Here is a 15,379-nt window from a genome sequence, read left to right on the forward strand (position 1 = left end):
ATCCGCTTACGTGCCACGACCCGGATGCGCTGAAACTCTATTTCACAGGGGCTCCGTGCGGATTTCTCTTGTATACGGTAAGCGGTGCTTCCATACTCAATGCGCACGAGGGAGGCCCATATGGACAGGACGGGAGGAGCGCACATGCTCGATTTCAAGGCATTCACGGCCGTAACCACCATTGGCGATCTGCTGCTCAGAACCGCAGCGGTCTATCCGGAAAAAGACGCGATCGTGTTCCCGGACCGCCGCCTGACCTTCACCGAATTGCAGGAAAACACCCTTCGCCGGGCGCGCGGGCTTTATGCGCTCGGCGTGCGTCCGGGCGATCACGTGGGCATCCTGCTCCCCTCCAGCCTCGAAACCGTCGAATGCTTCTTCGCCATCGCCCTGCTCGGGGCCGTCTCGGTCCCGATCAACGCGCGGTACCGGGGGGACGAACTCGGCTTCGTGGTGGAAAACGCCGACATCAAGGCCATCGTGACCCAAGGCCGCGTGACCGACGGGCTGGATTTCGTCGCCCGCCTGAACGAGGCGATCCCCGCCCTGAGCGCGCAGCCCGTGAACGCCGACCTCGACCTGCCGAACATGCCCGTGCTCAAGCGCCTGATCCTGATCGGGTCGGACGAAAACCCCGGCTTCACCACCGATGCCGCGTTTCGCGAGATCGCCGAAACCGTGCCCGCCGACACGATCGACGCCCTACGCAACCGCGTGCGGGTGCGCGACACCGCGCTCATGCTCTATACCTCGGGCACCACGTCGCATCCCAAGGGCTGCATGATATCGCACGAAAGCCTGATCCGCACCGGGCAGGCGATGGCGAAACGCTATGACATGACCGAGGACGACGTGTTCTGGTCGCCGCTGCCGATGTACCACATCGGGGCGATGTTCCCGCTTTGCGCCGCCTATTCGGTCGGGGCCACCTATCTGTCGATGCAGTATTTCGACGGCGGTGTTGCGCTGGAAATGATCGAAGCGGAACGGGCCACCGTCACCTATCCCAGCTTCGGAACCTTCATCGGCGACATGATTTATCACCCGGATTTCGACAAGCGCGACCTGTCGTCGATCCGTATCATGAACTCGAACATGGCGATGCAGCCCGCGGCCTTTGCCAAGGCGATTCAGAACAAGATCCCGAACGCCATTCAGGTGGGCACGTTCGGCATGACCGAAACCTCGGGCACCGTAACCACCAGCTTTCCGACCGACAGCTACGAGGAACGGACTCGCCGTCTGGGCAAGCCCTTCGACGGGCTGGAGGTCAAGATCGTGCACCCGGAAACCGGCCCCTGCGGCACCGACGAGATCGGCGAGATCTGCGTGCGCGGCTATTCGGTTTTCACCGAGTATTACAAAGACCCCGAAAAGACCGCCGAGGCCAAGCGCGACGGCTGGTTCCACACCGGCGATCTGGGCGCTTTCGATGCGGGCGGCACGCTGATGTATCACGGGCGCCTGAAGGACATGCTCAAGGTCGGCGGCGAAAACGTCGCGGCGCAGGAGATCGAGGCGGTCGTCTCGGGCCACGATGCGGTCAAGTTCTGTCAGGTCGTCGGCAAGCCCGATGCGCGGCTGCAAGAGGTGCCCGTCGCCTTTGTGGAGCTCGTGCCGGGCGCGAACCCCGACCCGCAGGAGATCATCGACTTCTGCAAAGACAAGTTCTCAAGCTTCAAAGTCCCGCGCGAGGTGCACTACATCACCGAATGGCCGATGTCCTCGTCCAAGATCCAGAAGTTCAAACTGCGGGAGATGCTGGACCAATGACGGCCACACGCGACGAGGCGATCAACCTCATTCAGACGACCTATTACGACGGCATCGACTCGGGCGACATGGTGCGCGCGGCTTCGGCACTGGCCGAGGATGTGGACTGGTCCCATGCTCAGGTCTGGGCGCATCACGGTTTCGCCCGTGCGGAGCCGTCGGGGTTTTCGTCCCGTGCCGAAGTGCAGGATTTCCTGTCGGCCCGCGTCGAACAACTGGCCGAAGCCAAAATCCGGCACCGGATCGACACGATGGTCTATGAGGACGGCAAAGGCGCGTTTCTCGGGCTGGTCGAAGGGCCGGGCGGCGAAACCAAGCCCTTCTTCGTCTGGTTCGAAATCGTGAACGGCAAGATCAGCCGCTATACGCTTCGGCCGCTCTGACCGCCCGGCTCAGTCCTCGGGCGCCAGCGTCACCTTGATCCCGTCCAGATCGTCCGACATCTCGATCTGGCAGGACAGGCGCGAGTTCTCCTTGTAGTGCTCGGAAAACTCGACCAGTTCGTATTCGTCCGGTTCCTGTGCGCCGATCTTGTCCATCCAGTCGGGATCGACATAGACATGGCAGGTGGCGCAGGAACACATGCCGCCGCAGATCGACGCGATGTCCAGCCCGCCGTTGTCGCGCAGGTTCACCATCAGCGATAGGCCGTTCTCGGCCTCGATGACTTTTTCGGTCCCGTCGCGGTCGGTGGCGTTGATCTTGGGCATGTGGTCCTCCGTGTTACCGGGTCAGAGTATTGTATCCAGATAATGCGGTCAACGCATACAATTCACAGGTCGATTCGTGCGGTTTGCCCGTCCCACCCTGCACAGGTCGTCTCGATCTTGTCGAAGAACCTAAGCAATCCGGGGCTGGGCTGAACCAGCTCCAGCACCCGCCCCCGGTTGCCCGGGTCCGTATCCATATAGGCGAACGGGATCTTGGCCTTTGTCACGCCGCCTTGCAAGACATCCACGCCCCGCGCGGCCCAGGCCGCAATGTCGGCCTCAAGGTCGTCGGTCAGCGCGCAGACGTGATGCAGCCCGCCTCCGGTCGCCTCCAGAAACTCGGTGAAGGTCGACGCGCCACCCCCGGTTTGCTGAATGATTTCGATCTGTACCCCGTCATGGCTGGCGATCGCGACGCGGGTTTCGGCATCGCAGGGCGCCCCCCGGAAGGTCACCGTATCATAAGGCACCGTGCCGGTGACGAAGAACGGGCCGACACCCATCACGCGGGTCCAATGGTCCACCTCGGCGTCGAGATCGTGAACCACGTATCCAAGCTGCATGATCTTGCCGAACCGCTGCGACATCTTCGCCCCCAAAAATACAGAACTTATGGTTTGCATATACGAGAGCGGCTGATAAAATACAAGGAACCACGGAAACGCGCGTCACCATACCCGCGAGTCGGGGAGGAGGTTGAAATGAATCCGAACGAAGTGCAGGCCATCAAGGACCAGCAGGCTTACGAATCCAAGCGCGGCGGCCCGCCCGAGGGGTTCCCGCAGCTCCCTGACATTCCCGGCGACCGCTACGTCGACCCCGAGTTCAACAAGCTCGAGATCGAGCGCATGTGGCACAAGTCCTGGGTCTACGCGATCCACTCCGACGAGGTGCCCGAGGTCGGCTCTTACGTTCAGTGGACCCGCCTTGGCGAGCCGCTGTTCTTCATCCGTGGCGAAGACAACGAGGTTCGCTGCTTCTACAACACCTGCCGCCATCGCGGCGCGCCGGTCGTGACCGAGGAAAACGGCAAGTCGCGCGGCGTGACCTGCAAATACCACGGCTGGACCTACAACACGCGCGGCGAGCTGATCAATCTGCGCGACCGCCGCGATTTCGTCGATCTGGATATGTCGTGCCGGGGTCTCATTCAGGTCCGCTGCGAAAACATCGGCAACCTGTATTTCGTGAACCTCGACCCCGAGGCCGAGCCGCTGCGCGACTATCTTGGACCGGCGGCCCGCGATCTGGACGAGGTGAAACCCGACACGCTGATCCTTGTCGACAAGCAGGCGATCAAGGTGAACTGCAACGTGAAGATCCTTCTGGATGCCTTCATGGAAACCTATCACCTGAAGTCGATCCACCAGAACACCGTCGACCGCTTCCTCGACCATCGTGGCACGGCGATCACGCTGTGGGACAAGGGCCACAGCCGGATGGTCACGCCCTACAAGCGCGAAGGCTGGAAAGACCCCGGCGTCAAAGGCCTGCCCGAGGTGGAAGGCGTCGATCCGTTCTTCGAGAACACCAACTACTCGCTCTTCGCCTATCCGAACTTCGTCTCGCCCGTCGCGCCCGCCGGCATCCCGGTGCTGTGCTTCTGGCCGGATTCGATCGACACCATGACCATCGAAGTGCACTGGTTCGCCCCCACCTGGGGTGACGGCGAGCGGCCCGAGCGGTGGGACATGCGGATCAAGAACTTCGTCGACATCTTGGACGAAGACCTGCAATTCGCGGACAAGATCCAGAAGTCGGTCGAAAGCGCGGGCCTGCGCGGCTTCCCCCTGAACTATCAGGAGCGGCGCATTTACCACTGGCACGCCGAGTTGGACAAACGCATCGGCGAAGCGGACGTGCCGGAACACATGCGCGTGCCCGACAAGCTGGGCGATTGGATCACCGAGGTCGATCTGACCCCGGCCAAAGCCTCCGAGCCCGCCGAAAGCTGACGCACCCCATGTCCGTCCAGCCAGATCAGCCGCCGGTTCTTGCCGAGCGGAAGGGGGCGGTTTGCGTCATCACGCTGAACCGCCCGCACGTCTCGAACGCGATGCACGCGGAAGGGTCTTACCTCGTCGACCGTTACGTGCGCGAGGCCGAGGCCGACCCCGAGGTGGGCGCGATCATCCTGACCGCCGCCGGGGACAAGGCGTTCTGCGCGGGCATGGATCTGAAGGAAGCCGCCGAGCGCGGCGCGGGGCACGGGCTGGTGCCGGGCGCGGGCTTCTGCGGCGTCACCGAACGGGTGATCGAAAAACCCGTGATCGGCGCGATCAACGGCGCGGCCGTCGCGGGCGGGCTGGAAATCTCGCTCGCCTGCGACTGCCTCATCGCCGCCGAAGGCGTGCTCTTCGGCCTGCCCGAGGTCAAACGCGGCATGGTCGCCTTCACCGGCGGCGTGCAACGGTTGGCCCAGCAACTCCCCCGGCAGATCGGGATGGAGATCATCACCTGCGGCACCCTCTTCCCCGCCGAACGGCTCTATGACCTTGGCGTCGTGAACCGGGTCGTCCCGCGCGAGCGGCTGATGGACGAGGCGCTGGCCTTCGCCGACACCATGCTTGCAAATTCGTGGAAGGCGATCCGCTTCGGCAAGGCGCTGTTCAACGACGCGCAGAACGAACCGCTCCCCGCTGCGATCAACCGGGGCCACGCCAATGCAGACAGGCTGATGCGTTCCGAGGACAGCCGCGAAGGCATCGCGGCCTATGCCGAGAAACGCGACGCAAATTTCCGGAGGACAGAATGACCGATCAGGCACCGCAGAAACCGAACTGGGGCCTCACGCCCGAGGAACTGGCGACGCACAAGACGATTTTCGCCCCCGACCTGCTGGAAGGGCAGCGGTTCCTCATCACCGGCGGCTCGCAGGGCATGGGCAAGGCGATGGCGTTTCTGTGCGCCCGGCTCGGCGCCAAGGTGATGATCTGCGGGCGGCGCGAGGAATTGCTGCAAGAGACCCAGAAACAGGCGAAAGACCTGATCGGGGCCGACATCCATTACCGCCCGATGTCCATCCGCGACGAGGATCAGGTGGACGCGCTTCTGGATGAGACGTTCGAGGAATTCGGCGGTCTGGATACGCTCGTCAACAACGCGGGCGGACAGTATCCGCAGAACGCCATCGACTTTTCCCGCAAGGGCTGGAAGTCGGTCATCGACCTGAACCTGAACGGCACGTGGTGGATGATGCAGGGCGCGGCGCAACGCTGGCGCGACCGGGGCGAGCCGGGGCATGTGGTGTCGAACGTCGCCCATGTCGAACGCGGGATGCCGCAGGCCGCGCATACCTGTGCCGCGCGCGCGGGCGTGATCTACCTGACCCGGACCGTGGCGACCGAATGGGGGCCGCTCGGCATCCGCGTGAACTGTGTCGCCCCCGGCGCCATCGCGACCGAGGGTCTGTCGAACTACCCGCCCGAGGCGACCCAGCGGTTCAACAACGTGAACCCGATGTTCCGCATGGGCGACAGCTGGGACGTGGCCGAAGGCGTCGTCTACCTTTCGGCCCCCTCGGGCGATTTCATCACCGGCGAGGTGCTGACCATCGACGGCGGGATGCGGATGTGGGGCGTGGTCTGGCCCGCGGGCGTGCCCGAGCAGTTCCAGAAATACTAAGGGATCGCGGCGCCGGGGCCTCCCGCCTCGGCGCCGTGCCGTTCAGTCGCGCGGGATCAGCGACATGACCGCCTTGGTCACCCCGCCATCGACGACCAGCTCGTGCCCGTTGATGTAACTCGCACCGTCGCTGTCCAGCCACATCACCGCCTGCGCGATGTCGTCCTCGCGGCCCAGACGGCGCGACGGAACCGCGCTCGACCGCAGCTTGCGCGCAGCGTCGTTCTTGTAGATGCCCGTCGACATGCCCCCGTCGATCATCCCCGGCGCGACCGCATTGATGCGCACGCCCGACGGCCCCCACTCCTGCGCCATAAGCTCGGTCAGTCCGGCCAGCCCGCGCTTGGCCGGGACATAGGCATTCACGCCCGGCGAGGTCGCGATGCCCGCCGTCGAGGTCACGTTGACGATATGGCCCGACCCGCGTTCCACCATGCCCTTGGCAACCAGCCGCGCCATGGTGAACGCGCCGGTCAGGTTGATCGCGATGGTCCTGGCGAAGCTCTCGGTCGTCGTATCGAGCAGCGGGGCGAACTGAACGATCCCCGCGTTGTTGACCAGAAGGTCGGGCACCGCGCCCAACTCGTCCAGCGCGCGGATCAGGCTCGCCTCGTCCGTCACGTCGCCGATAAAGCTGCGCCACGGCACGTCTTTCGACGCGGTCAGGTCGATGACGGCGACCTCGTATCCCCGGTCATGCGCCTCCCGCGCGATGGCGGCGCCCAATCCGGCGGCCCCTCCCGTAATCAGTGCCAAAGGCATTGGACGTTTCCTCCCGTATACAGTAGACTACTCATTGAAACACAAACTCCTGACGGGGGGAAGCGCGATGGCAACCACGGCGCACGAAGCGCAGCGAACGGGGGAACACCGGACGCTTCTCACCCTGCTCGACCGCGCGGCGGATCGGTTCGCGGACCGCCCCGCCCTGATCGACGCGGACCATGCGCTGACATGGGCCGACGCCCGTGCCGTGCTTGCCGACGGCTCGGCCTCGGGCGATGGTCCGGTGGCCCAGACGCTCGCCGTCCTGTCCGATCTCGCCCGTGGCGAAGTGTTCCATTTCACCGACACCTCCGCCCCCCTGCCCCCGCGCACCGACATGGTGTTCGCCGCGACCCGCGCCGACGGCAGCGTCGATGCGGTCTGCCATGCCTCCGCCGACGCGGCCCATATCGGCGCGGCGATCGCGCTGCGCGAACGGTTCGCGAAAGACGACCGGGTCGCGCTGGCCGCGCGCGTGTCCGACCCCGGATTCTGGGCGGTTTTCGCCGCCTGCATGGCCTCCGGCGCCGCGCTCGACCTGTCGGGCGACATGGATCGGGCGACGACCGCTTGGCTTATCGACCGCGAGGCCGTCGCCGCCTACACCCCCCGGCCCCACCTGAACCGCCTGCATCTCGACGCCGGCCGCGACCGGCTGGCCGAGGTCGCGGCGGCCCAACCCGACACCCGGATCGTGAACGGGTTGTCACTGCCCGAGACGATGGGGCTGGCCCTGTCCAGCGACCCGCGCGACCCGACCGGCACCATCACCACGACCAAGGGCCGCCCGGTCGGCGGGGTCGAGGTGATGATCGTCGACCCGCGCACGGGCATGGACGTTCTGCTCTACCAGACCGGCGAAGTCTGGCTGCGCGGCACCGGGGTGTTTCTGGGTTACGCCGGGAAACCCGGCGTGGGCTTCACCGACCGATTCTTCCGCACCGGCATTCTGGGCCATCTCGACTGCGAGGGGCGACTCGTCCTCCCGAAAGCCGAGGAAGAGGTGCTTCTGAGCGGCTGGTAAGGGGCGGAAAGCACCCCAATTCGCCCATTGCGCGATATTTTCGTATACAGAACGATCCCCCACTTGATACAATCCGCAAAAGGGAGGATCGCATGGACAAGAAAACCGATCGCACTGTCGACGTGCTCGTCATCGGCTCGGGCGGCGCGGGGCTGACCGCCGCCGCCACGGCCCGCAAAGCCGGGCTCGACGTTCTGGTGGCCGAGAAAGAGCCGGTGTTCGGCGGGACGACCGCCACATCCGGCGGCGTGATCTGGATTCCGATGAACCGCCACGCGGCCCCCTTCGGCAAGACCATCGGCGTCACCGACTCGCTGGAGGATGCGCGCACCTATCTGCACATCGAAGCCGGGCAATACGTGGACGAGCCGCGCATCGACGCCTACCTCGAACATGGCCCAACCATGGTCGCGTTCATGGAGGACAATACCGAGGTCAAATTCCATTCGATGGAATTCCCCGACTATCACCCGGACGAAGACGGCGCCTCGTCGATCCGCTCGCTCGGGTCCGTCGAATACGACGCGCGCAAGATGGGGCCGCTGATGAAGACGCTGAAGGGCGAGCTTCCGCAGACCCTGTTTCTGGGTCTCGCGCTGGGGTCCTCGCTCGAAATGAAGACCTTCATGAAGGCCGGACGCTCACCCAAGGCGATGGCTTTCGTGGCGAAACGCATGATCCGCCATTTCCGCGACCTCGCCCTGCATGGCTCGACCCAAAGCATCGTGCGTGGCCGCGCCCTGATCGCCCGCCTTGCCCGCACGCTGACCGATGACGGCGTGCCGTTCTGGCTGGAAAGCCCCGCAACCTCGCTGATCGAAGAAAACGGCAAAGTCGTCGGCGCGCGGCTCAACACCCCCGACGGCGAGGTCGAGGTGCGCGCGCGTCACGGCGTCGTGCTGGCGGGCGGCGGCTATCCGCGCGACCGCGAGCGTCGGCGCGAACATCACCCCGGCGTCACCGCGACGATGGACCCGGTCCTGCCCGTCCCGATGGGCAACACCGGCGACGGCTCGCGCATGGCCGAAGCGGTCGGCGCGCGCTTTAATGGCAACCTGTCCTCGGCGGCGGCATGGATGCCCACCTCGCAGCTGCCCGGTGCCACCGATTATACGGGCGTCTGGCCGCATCTGGTGGACCGGACCAAGCCGGGGTTCATCATGGTCACGCCGGACGGGCGGCGCTTTGCCAACGAATCGCAGAACTACCGTGACCTCGTGATCGAGATGATCGACGCGTTTGAAGAACGCGGCACCGACACCGCATGGCTCATCGCGGACCACCGCGCGGTCAAGCGTTGGGGCATCGGCTTTGTCCGCCCCTTCCCCATCCCGCGTGGGCGCTACATCAAGAACGGGTATCTGAAGCGCGGCAAGACGCTGGACGAGCTTGCCAGCATCTGCGGGATCGAGGCCGAAGAGCTGAAGGCCACCGTCGCCCGGTTCAACGGCTTCGCCAAGGCCGGACGCGACGACGAATACCAACGTGGTGCGACGCCCTATGACAAGCACCACGGCGATGACGAACACAAGCCGAACCCCGCGCTCGGCGCGTTGGAAACCGGCCCCTACTACGCCGTGCGCATCTATCCGGGCGAGATCACGTCTTACAAAGGCCTCGCCACCGACAAATACGCCCGCGTTCTGGGACATGACGACCAACCCATCGGCGGGCTTTACGCGGTCGGCAACGATCAGGCCAACGTGTTCGGCGGTGCCTATCCCGGCGCGGGTGGAACCATCGGGCCGGGCATGGTCTTTGCATGGATCGCGGCCCGTCACATCGCGGAAAGCGCAGGCAAGACCCTGCCGGGGATCGCGCCGGAGGCCAGCGTCGAGGCGGCGGAGTGACCGACCCCTCCCGCACCTGCGATCTGCTCGTCATCGGCACCGGCGGCGCGGCCTTCACCGCCGCGCTTGCCGCCCGCGACCGGGGGCTGTCGGTCATCATGGCCGAAAAAGCCCCGGTATTCGGCGGCACCACCGCCACATCGGGCGGCGGGCTGTGGGTGCCTGGCACGCACCACTCCAAGTCCATCGAGGCGCAGGCGGGCGAAACCGACGACCGCGCCCGCGCGCAGCGGTATCTTGAGATCGAAAGCGGTCAGCACCTCGACCCCGCCAAGATCGAGGCGTTTCTGGACGACGGCCCGCGCATGATCGACTTTCTGGAAAGCAAGACGCATGTGCGGTTCATGGCCATGCCCTTTCCCGACTACCATTCCGAGCAGGAGGGGGCCTCGTCCGTCCGCTCGCTCTTCACCGTGCCTTACGACCTGCGCAACCTCGGCCCGCTGGCGGACAAGCTGAAACGCGAATTGCCGCAGACCTCGTTCATGGGGATGACCATGCGCTCGGGCGCCGAGGTGAAGCTGTTCTTCTCGGCCACCCGGTCGTGGACCGCGTTCAAACACGTGGCGAAACGCATGTCCGGCCATGCGGTCCAGCTGCTGCGCTACGGCCAGTCGCAGCAGCTCACCACGGGCCGCGCCCTGATCGCGCGGCTGGCCCAAAGCGCGCACGAGGCCGGGGTTGAGATCCTGCTCGCCTCTCCCGCCACCGCGCTGATCCGCGAGGGCGAGGCGGTGACGGGCGCGATGCTGGACACGCCCGAGGGGCCTTTGCGCATCAACGCGGGCGCCGTGGTGCTGGCCGCCGGGGGATACGCCCGTGACCCGAACCGCCGCGCCGCCGAACATCCCGCGCCGGTGAACACGCAACCGCTCGTCGCGCCGCTGCCCACCGGGAACACCGGTGACGCGGCGAACATGGCCGAAGCCGTGGGCGCGCGGTTCCAGTCGAACGCCGCCAATGCCGCCGCGTGGATGCCGGTGTCGAAACTGCCGGGGGTCGAGGATTTCACCGGGGTCTGGCCCCACCTCGTCGACCGCTACAAGCCCGGCTTCGTCATGGTGCTGCCCGATGGTCGCCGCTTCGCCAACGAATCCGCCAGCTATCACGATCTGGGGCGCGAGATGATCGCGGCCATGTCGGACCGCGGGGCCGATCACGCCTGGCTGATCGGGGACGCGCGGGCCGTGCGGCAATGGGGGATCGGCCATGTGAAGCCGTGGCCGATGCCGATGGGCCGCCACGTGCAATCGGGTTATCTCCTCATGGCCAAGACGCTGGAGGCTTTGGCGGGCAAAGCGGGCATCGACGCCGTCGCGCTTGCGAACGAAATCGCCACGTTCAACGCCCATGCCGCCAAGGGCGACGACCCCGCGTTTCACCGGGGCCGCGCGCCCTATGATCGCTACCACGGCGACGCGACCCAGACGCCGAACCCCAGCCTGCGCCCGCTCGGCCAAGGCCCGTTCTACGCGGTCAGGGTCTATGCGGGCGAAATCGGCAATTTCAAAGGGATCGCGACCGACGAGAACGCGCAGGTGCTCGACACCTCCGACCGGGCGATCCCCGGTCTTTACGCGGTGGGCAACGACATGGCCAATGCGTTCGGCGGCGCCTATCCCGGCGGCGGCGGAACGCTGGGGCCCGGCATGACCTTTGCCTACCGGGCCGCGAACCACGCGGCGGATCGGGCGCGCGCGGGTTAACCCAGCGCCAGTTTCGCGGCGTTCGTCCCGGCGATGCGGCCAAAGATCACCGCGTTCCCGATGGATGCCCCGCCGCCCGCATAGCACGGCCCGGCAAAGCCCCCGGTCGTCTCGCCTGCAGCGAACAGCCCCGGCATCACGCGGTCTGCCTGATCCAGCACGCGCGCCTCGGCGTCGATCCTCAGCCCCGTTCCGGTCCAGCACACGATGGCGGGCCGGATGCGGACGCCGTAGAACGGCGGTGTTTCGATGGGCCGCAGATGCGCGGGGGTCTTGAAGAACGCGCTGTCCGCCCCGGCCCGCGCATCCGCCGAATACCGCTCGGCCGTCGTCACCAGCGTTTCGGGGCGCACCCCGATCCGCTCGGCCAACTCGGTCAGCGTGTCCGCCTTCACCACCGGGCCTTTTTCCGCGAATTCCGCCAGACGGTCGGCGGCCCAGTTGGGGGCGGGATGCGCCTTGGCCTCGGCCCGCGCGGCTTCGTCGAAGATCGCGAAACACTCGCCCGCCGTCTGGGTCGACAGAACCTCGGACAGCACGGAATATTCCGTCGCCTCGTCGATGAACCGCCGCCCTTCGTGGTTCACATGCACGACCCAGGGCGGCAGGTAGCTTTCGACGTCATGGGCGAACCCCGGCGTCATGAGAAGCAGCCCGATGTCGGGCCGCGTCAGGTCGGCCCCCGCGCGCCGCCCCATTTCAAGCCCATCGCCCCGGCACTCATCCGCGCCGATATACCACGCCAGCTCGCCCTGCTTGGCGGCGGACGGATACAACTCGGCCCAGAGCCGCCGGTTGTTCCCAAACCCGCCCGAGGCGATGACCACCGCCCCCGCGCGCACCGGGTCACCATCGACGATCACCCCGGTCACGGCGCCGTCCTCGATCAACAGATCCTGCACCCGCGTATGGGTGGCAAGGTCCACCGAACGGCCCGCAAGCGCGCCCTCCAGCACCTCGGCAATCTCGGCCCCGTGCCCCTCGGCCCGGTGCCCGCGCCGAATCTTGTCGACGCCCGAGACATACAGGTTCTCAAGCGGAAAGTTCACCCCCAGCCCCACGAGCCATTCGAAGGTCGGGGCCGACAGATCGCAGTAGCGGCGGGCCAGAGCCGGGTCCACTTTGTATTGGTTGACCGTCATGTAGTAATGAAACTGACTGTCCGCGTCGTCCTCGATTCCGGCCTCGCGTTGCAGCGACGTGCCGGCGGCCCAATAGACCCCGCCCGATAGCGCGGTCGATCCGCCCGCCTTGGCCCCGGCCTCGATCAACAGCACCCGCGCCCCCGCCTCGGTCGCCTCGATCGCGGCGGACAGACCCGCCCCGCCCGCGCCGACGATGATGACGTCATAATCGCGCTCAGACATGCGCTGGCTCCTTCCGGTCGGCCTTCATCATGTCGGCGGCTTTCTCGGCCACCATGATGATCGGCGCGTTCGTGTTGCCCGAGGGCAGACGCGGCATCATCGACCCGTCCACGACCCGCAGGCCCGTCATGCCGTGCACCCGCAACCGTTCGTCCACCACCGCGCCCGTCGCCGGGTCCGGCCCCATCTGGCAGGTGCCGACGGGGTGCAGGTTGGCGATGGCCGCGCCGCGCAGCCAAGCCTCGATCTCGGCATCGGTGGCGTGCTCGGACCCCGGCGCAATCTCGTGCTCGACATAACCCGACAGCGCGGGCTGGGATGCGATGTGGCGCACCAGCTTGACCGCGCGGACCATCGTGGCCCGGTCCACGGGGTCGCGGAAAAAGTTCATCTTGATCTCGGGCGGCGCGGTCGGATCGGTCGAATTCAAGCGGATCGTCCCGGTCGAGCGCGGGTCGAGATGCACCGGGCTCATGGTGAAGCCGGGGAAGGGATGCGCTTTCATCCCCGATTTCGTCCGGCTGCCCACCGTCCACATGTTCGTGTTGATCTGAATGTCCGGGCGATGCTTGTCGGGCGAGGATTTGGCGAAAACGCCCGCGAAAATCCCGTTCGATGCCAGCGGCCCGCGCTTCATCAGCACGTACTGCGCCCCCGCGATCACCTGCCGGATCGGGCTGTTCGCCAGTTCGTTGATCGTCACGGGTTTCTTGCAGCGGAACATGAGCGAGCAATAGAAATGGTCGCGCAGGTTCTCGCCCACCCCCATCAGATCGTGGACCACGGGCACGCCCCGGTCCGCCAGATGTTCGCCCGGCCCGATGCCAGATTGCAGCAGGATCTGCGGCGAGCCGAACGAGCCGGCCGACAGCACAACCTCGCCCCGGTCCGACAGCGTCACGGTTTCAATCTGCCCGCGCCGCTTGTATTCCACGCCCGTCGCGCGCCGCCCGTCGGTCAGCACCCGCGTCGTCTGCGCCTCGGTGATGACGGTCAGGTTCGCACGGCCCCGCACCGGGTTGAGGTAAGCGCGCGCGGTCGAGTGACGCCGCCGATCCTTGGTGGTGGTCTGGAAATACCCGGCCCCCTCCTGCCACGGCCCGTTGAAATCGGGGTTGCGCGGCAGACCGGCCTCACAAGCCGCCTCGACGATGGCATCCGCCACCTCGTTCCCGCCCGCCTGATCCGACACGCGCAGCGGCCCGCCGGTGCCGTGCAGATCGTCGGCCCCGCGCGTGTTGTCCTCGGCCTTCTTGAAATAGGGCAGCACATCGTCCCAGCCCCAGCCGGTGTTTCCCATCTGCCGCCAGCCGTCGTAATCCTCGGGATGGCCGCGAATGTAGAGCATCCCGTTGATCGCAGAGGAGCCGCCCAGAACCTTGCCGCGCGGCTGATACATCCGGCGGTCGTTCAGTTCCGGCTCCGGCTCGGTCTCGAACATCCAGTTCACCTTGGGGTTGGTGAACAGCATCGGGTATCCCATCGGCGGCGTGATCCAGAACGCTTTATCCTCCGGCCCGGCTTCGAGCAGCAGAACACGGGCGTCCGCGATTTCCGACAGGCGCGTGGCCATGACCGCCCCGCCCGAGCCGCCCCCGACGACGATGTAATCGAACGTGCTCATGCGGCCCCCGTGATCCTGTCGATTTCCTTGAGGTCTTCCTCGGTCAGCGCCCATCCGGTCGCCTTGACGTTGGCCTCGATCTGCGCGGGTTTCGTGGCCCCCGCCATGACGCTCGCCACAGTCGGGCGCGTCAGAAGCCACGAGAACGCCAGCTCCACCATCGTGCGCCCCCGTTCCTCGCAGAACGCGGCCAGCTTTTCGGTCTTGTCCCAGTTCTCATCCGTCAGATAGCGCCCCGCCATCGTGTCCAGCTTGGCAAAACGGCTATCCTCGGGGATCGCGTCGCGCTTGTATTTCCCGGTGAGCAGCCCGCTCGCCAGTGGGAAATACGGCAGGAACCCGATGCCATAGGCCGCGAGCGCCGGGATCAGCGCCGTCTCGTTCTCACGCCGAAGCAGGCTCAACTCGGCCTGCGTGCCGATGAAGCGATTGGTGCCCAACTCGCGCGCGATATATTCCGCCTCGACCAGCTCCCATGCCGCGAGGTTGCAGCAGCCGATATAGCGCACCTTGCCCGCGCGGATCAGATCGTCCATCGCGCGCAACGTCTCATCTATGGGCGTGTCCGGGTCGGACCAGTGGAACTGATAGAAGTCGATGTAATCGGTCTTGAGCCGGATCAGGCTTTCCTCGAACGCCCGCACGATGTTCGCGCGGCTTCCTCCCTTGGACCCGTCGGGCATCGCCAGCCCCGCCTTGGTGCCCAGCACGATATCCTTGCGCCGATCCCCAAGGATTTCGCCCATCATCGTCTCGGACCCGCCGCCCTTGCCATAGACGTTCGCGGTGTCGAAGAACGTGATCCCGGCGTCGATGGCCGCGTCGATCACCGCCCGGCTCTCCTCCAGCCCGATGGTCCAACCGAAGTTGTTGCAGCCCAGCCCGACGGTCGAGACCTTCAGCCCCGAGCGTCCAAGATTGCGGTATTCCATGACA

Annotated in this window: 14 protein-coding genes; 8 read left to right on the forward strand and 6 right to left on the reverse strand. The window is 66.0% G+C overall.

Going from position 1 to position 15,379, the window contains the following annotated elements; translation table 11 throughout:
- The first annotated feature begins 144 nt into the window (after positions 1–144).
- Positions 145–1,773 carry a class I adenylate-forming enzyme family protein gene (locus tag RB2654_RS00805; protein ID WP_008327582.1) on the forward strand — a complete coding sequence of 543 codons (1,629 nt, stop codon included), beginning with the start codon at positions 145–147 and terminating at the stop codon, positions 1,771–1,773.
- Positions 1,770–2,156: a nuclear transport factor 2 family protein gene (locus RB2654_RS00810; protein ID WP_008327585.1), complete on the forward strand. Its 387-nt coding sequence runs from the start codon at positions 1,770–1,772 to the stop codon at positions 2,154–2,156. Before RB2654_RS00805 ends, RB2654_RS00810 begins: the two co-directional genes overlap by 4 nt.
- A gap of 9 nt (positions 2,157–2,165) precedes the next feature.
- Here RB2654_RS00810 and RB2654_RS00815 read toward each other — a convergent pair whose 3' ends face one another.
- Complete coding sequence (locus RB2654_RS00815; protein ID WP_008327595.1) at positions 2,166–2,483, reverse strand: 2Fe-2S iron-sulfur cluster-binding protein; 318 nt, start codon at positions 2,481–2,483, stop codon at positions 2,166–2,168.
- Positions 2,484–2,545: 62 nt separating this feature from the next.
- Positions 2,546–3,070 (reverse strand): VOC family protein, encoded by a 525-nt coding sequence (locus RB2654_RS00820; RefSeq protein ID WP_008327597.1) that lies wholly within the window; start codon positions 3,068–3,070, stop codon positions 2,546–2,548.
- A gap of 114 nt (positions 3,071–3,184) precedes the next feature.
- On the opposite strand from RB2654_RS00820, the gene RB2654_RS00825 reads away from it, so the two are divergent.
- From RB2654_RS00825 to RB2654_RS00835, 3 genes are read left to right on the forward strand one after another with little or no spacing between them, the layout of a single operon-like run.
- Positions 3,185–4,438 (forward strand): aromatic ring-hydroxylating oxygenase subunit alpha, encoded by a 1,254-nt coding sequence (locus RB2654_RS00825; protein ID WP_008327599.1) that lies wholly within the window; start codon positions 3,185–3,187, stop codon positions 4,436–4,438.
- Positions 4,439–4,446: 8 nt separating this feature from the next.
- Positions 4,447–5,238 carry an enoyl-CoA hydratase-related protein gene (locus RB2654_RS00830; RefSeq protein WP_008327600.1) on the forward strand — a complete coding sequence of 264 codons (792 nt, stop codon included), beginning with the start codon at positions 4,447–4,449 and terminating at the stop codon, positions 5,236–5,238.
- On the forward strand, positions 5,235–6,107 hold the full coding sequence (locus RB2654_RS00835) for an SDR family oxidoreductase (RefSeq protein ID WP_008327601.1): 873 nt from the start codon (positions 5,235–5,237) through the stop codon (positions 6,105–6,107). Before RB2654_RS00830 ends, RB2654_RS00835 begins: the two co-directional genes overlap by 4 nt.
- A gap of 42 nt (positions 6,108–6,149) precedes the next feature.
- Here the strand turns inward: RB2654_RS00835 and RB2654_RS00840 are convergent, their stop codons facing one another.
- A complete protein-coding gene (locus RB2654_RS00840) occupies positions 6,150–6,869 on the reverse strand; it encodes an SDR family NAD(P)-dependent oxidoreductase (RefSeq protein WP_040884199.1) in 720 nt (239 codons plus the stop codon).
- Between the two features lie 67 nt (positions 6,870–6,936).
- Here RB2654_RS00840 and RB2654_RS00845 point away from each other — a divergent pair, with 67 nt between their 5' ends.
- The 3 genes from RB2654_RS00845 to RB2654_RS00855 all read left to right on the forward strand — a co-directional run bounded on the left by RB2654_RS00845 (position 6,937) and on the right by RB2654_RS00855 (position 11,452).
- Positions 6,937–7,896 (forward strand): AMP-binding protein, encoded by a 960-nt coding sequence (locus RB2654_RS00845; protein WP_008327603.1) that lies wholly within the window; start codon positions 6,937–6,939, stop codon positions 7,894–7,896.
- Between the two features lie 92 nt (positions 7,897–7,988).
- Entirely contained in the window at positions 7,989–9,746 is a 1,758-nt protein-coding gene (locus RB2654_RS00850) for an FAD-dependent oxidoreductase (RefSeq protein WP_008327604.1), read from the forward strand.
- Positions 9,743–11,452, forward strand: coding sequence for an FAD-dependent oxidoreductase (locus tag RB2654_RS00855; protein ID WP_008327609.1), 1,710 nt, complete (start codon positions 9,743–9,745; stop codon positions 11,450–11,452). The genes RB2654_RS00850 and RB2654_RS00855 overlap by 4 nt, the downstream gene beginning before the upstream one ends.
- Here RB2654_RS00855 and RB2654_RS00860 read toward each other — a convergent pair.
- From RB2654_RS00860 to RB2654_RS00870, 3 genes are read right to left on the reverse strand one after another with little or no spacing between them, the layout of a single operon-like run.
- On the reverse strand, positions 11,449–12,819 hold the full coding sequence (locus tag RB2654_RS00860) for an FAD-dependent oxidoreductase (protein ID WP_008327611.1): 1,371 nt from the start codon (positions 12,817–12,819) through the stop codon (positions 11,449–11,451). The genes RB2654_RS00855 and RB2654_RS00860 overlap by 4 nt on opposite strands.
- On the reverse strand, positions 12,812–14,443 hold the full coding sequence (locus tag RB2654_RS00865; protein WP_008327613.1) for a GMC family oxidoreductase: 1,632 nt from the start codon (positions 14,441–14,443) through the stop codon (positions 12,812–12,814). The genes RB2654_RS00860 and RB2654_RS00865 overlap by 8 nt, the downstream gene beginning before the upstream one ends.
- A complete protein-coding gene (locus tag RB2654_RS00870; RefSeq protein WP_008327615.1) occupies positions 14,440–15,375 on the reverse strand; it encodes an aldo/keto reductase in 936 nt (311 codons plus the stop codon). The genes RB2654_RS00865 and RB2654_RS00870 overlap by 4 nt, the downstream gene beginning before the upstream one ends.
- Positions 15,376–15,379: the final 4 nt, after the last annotated feature.

The sequence above is a fragment of the Maritimibacter alkaliphilus HTCC2654 genome, from assembly GCF_000152805.1.
Classification (GTDB): domain Bacteria; phylum Pseudomonadota; class Alphaproteobacteria; order Rhodobacterales; family Rhodobacteraceae; genus Maritimibacter; species Maritimibacter alkaliphilus.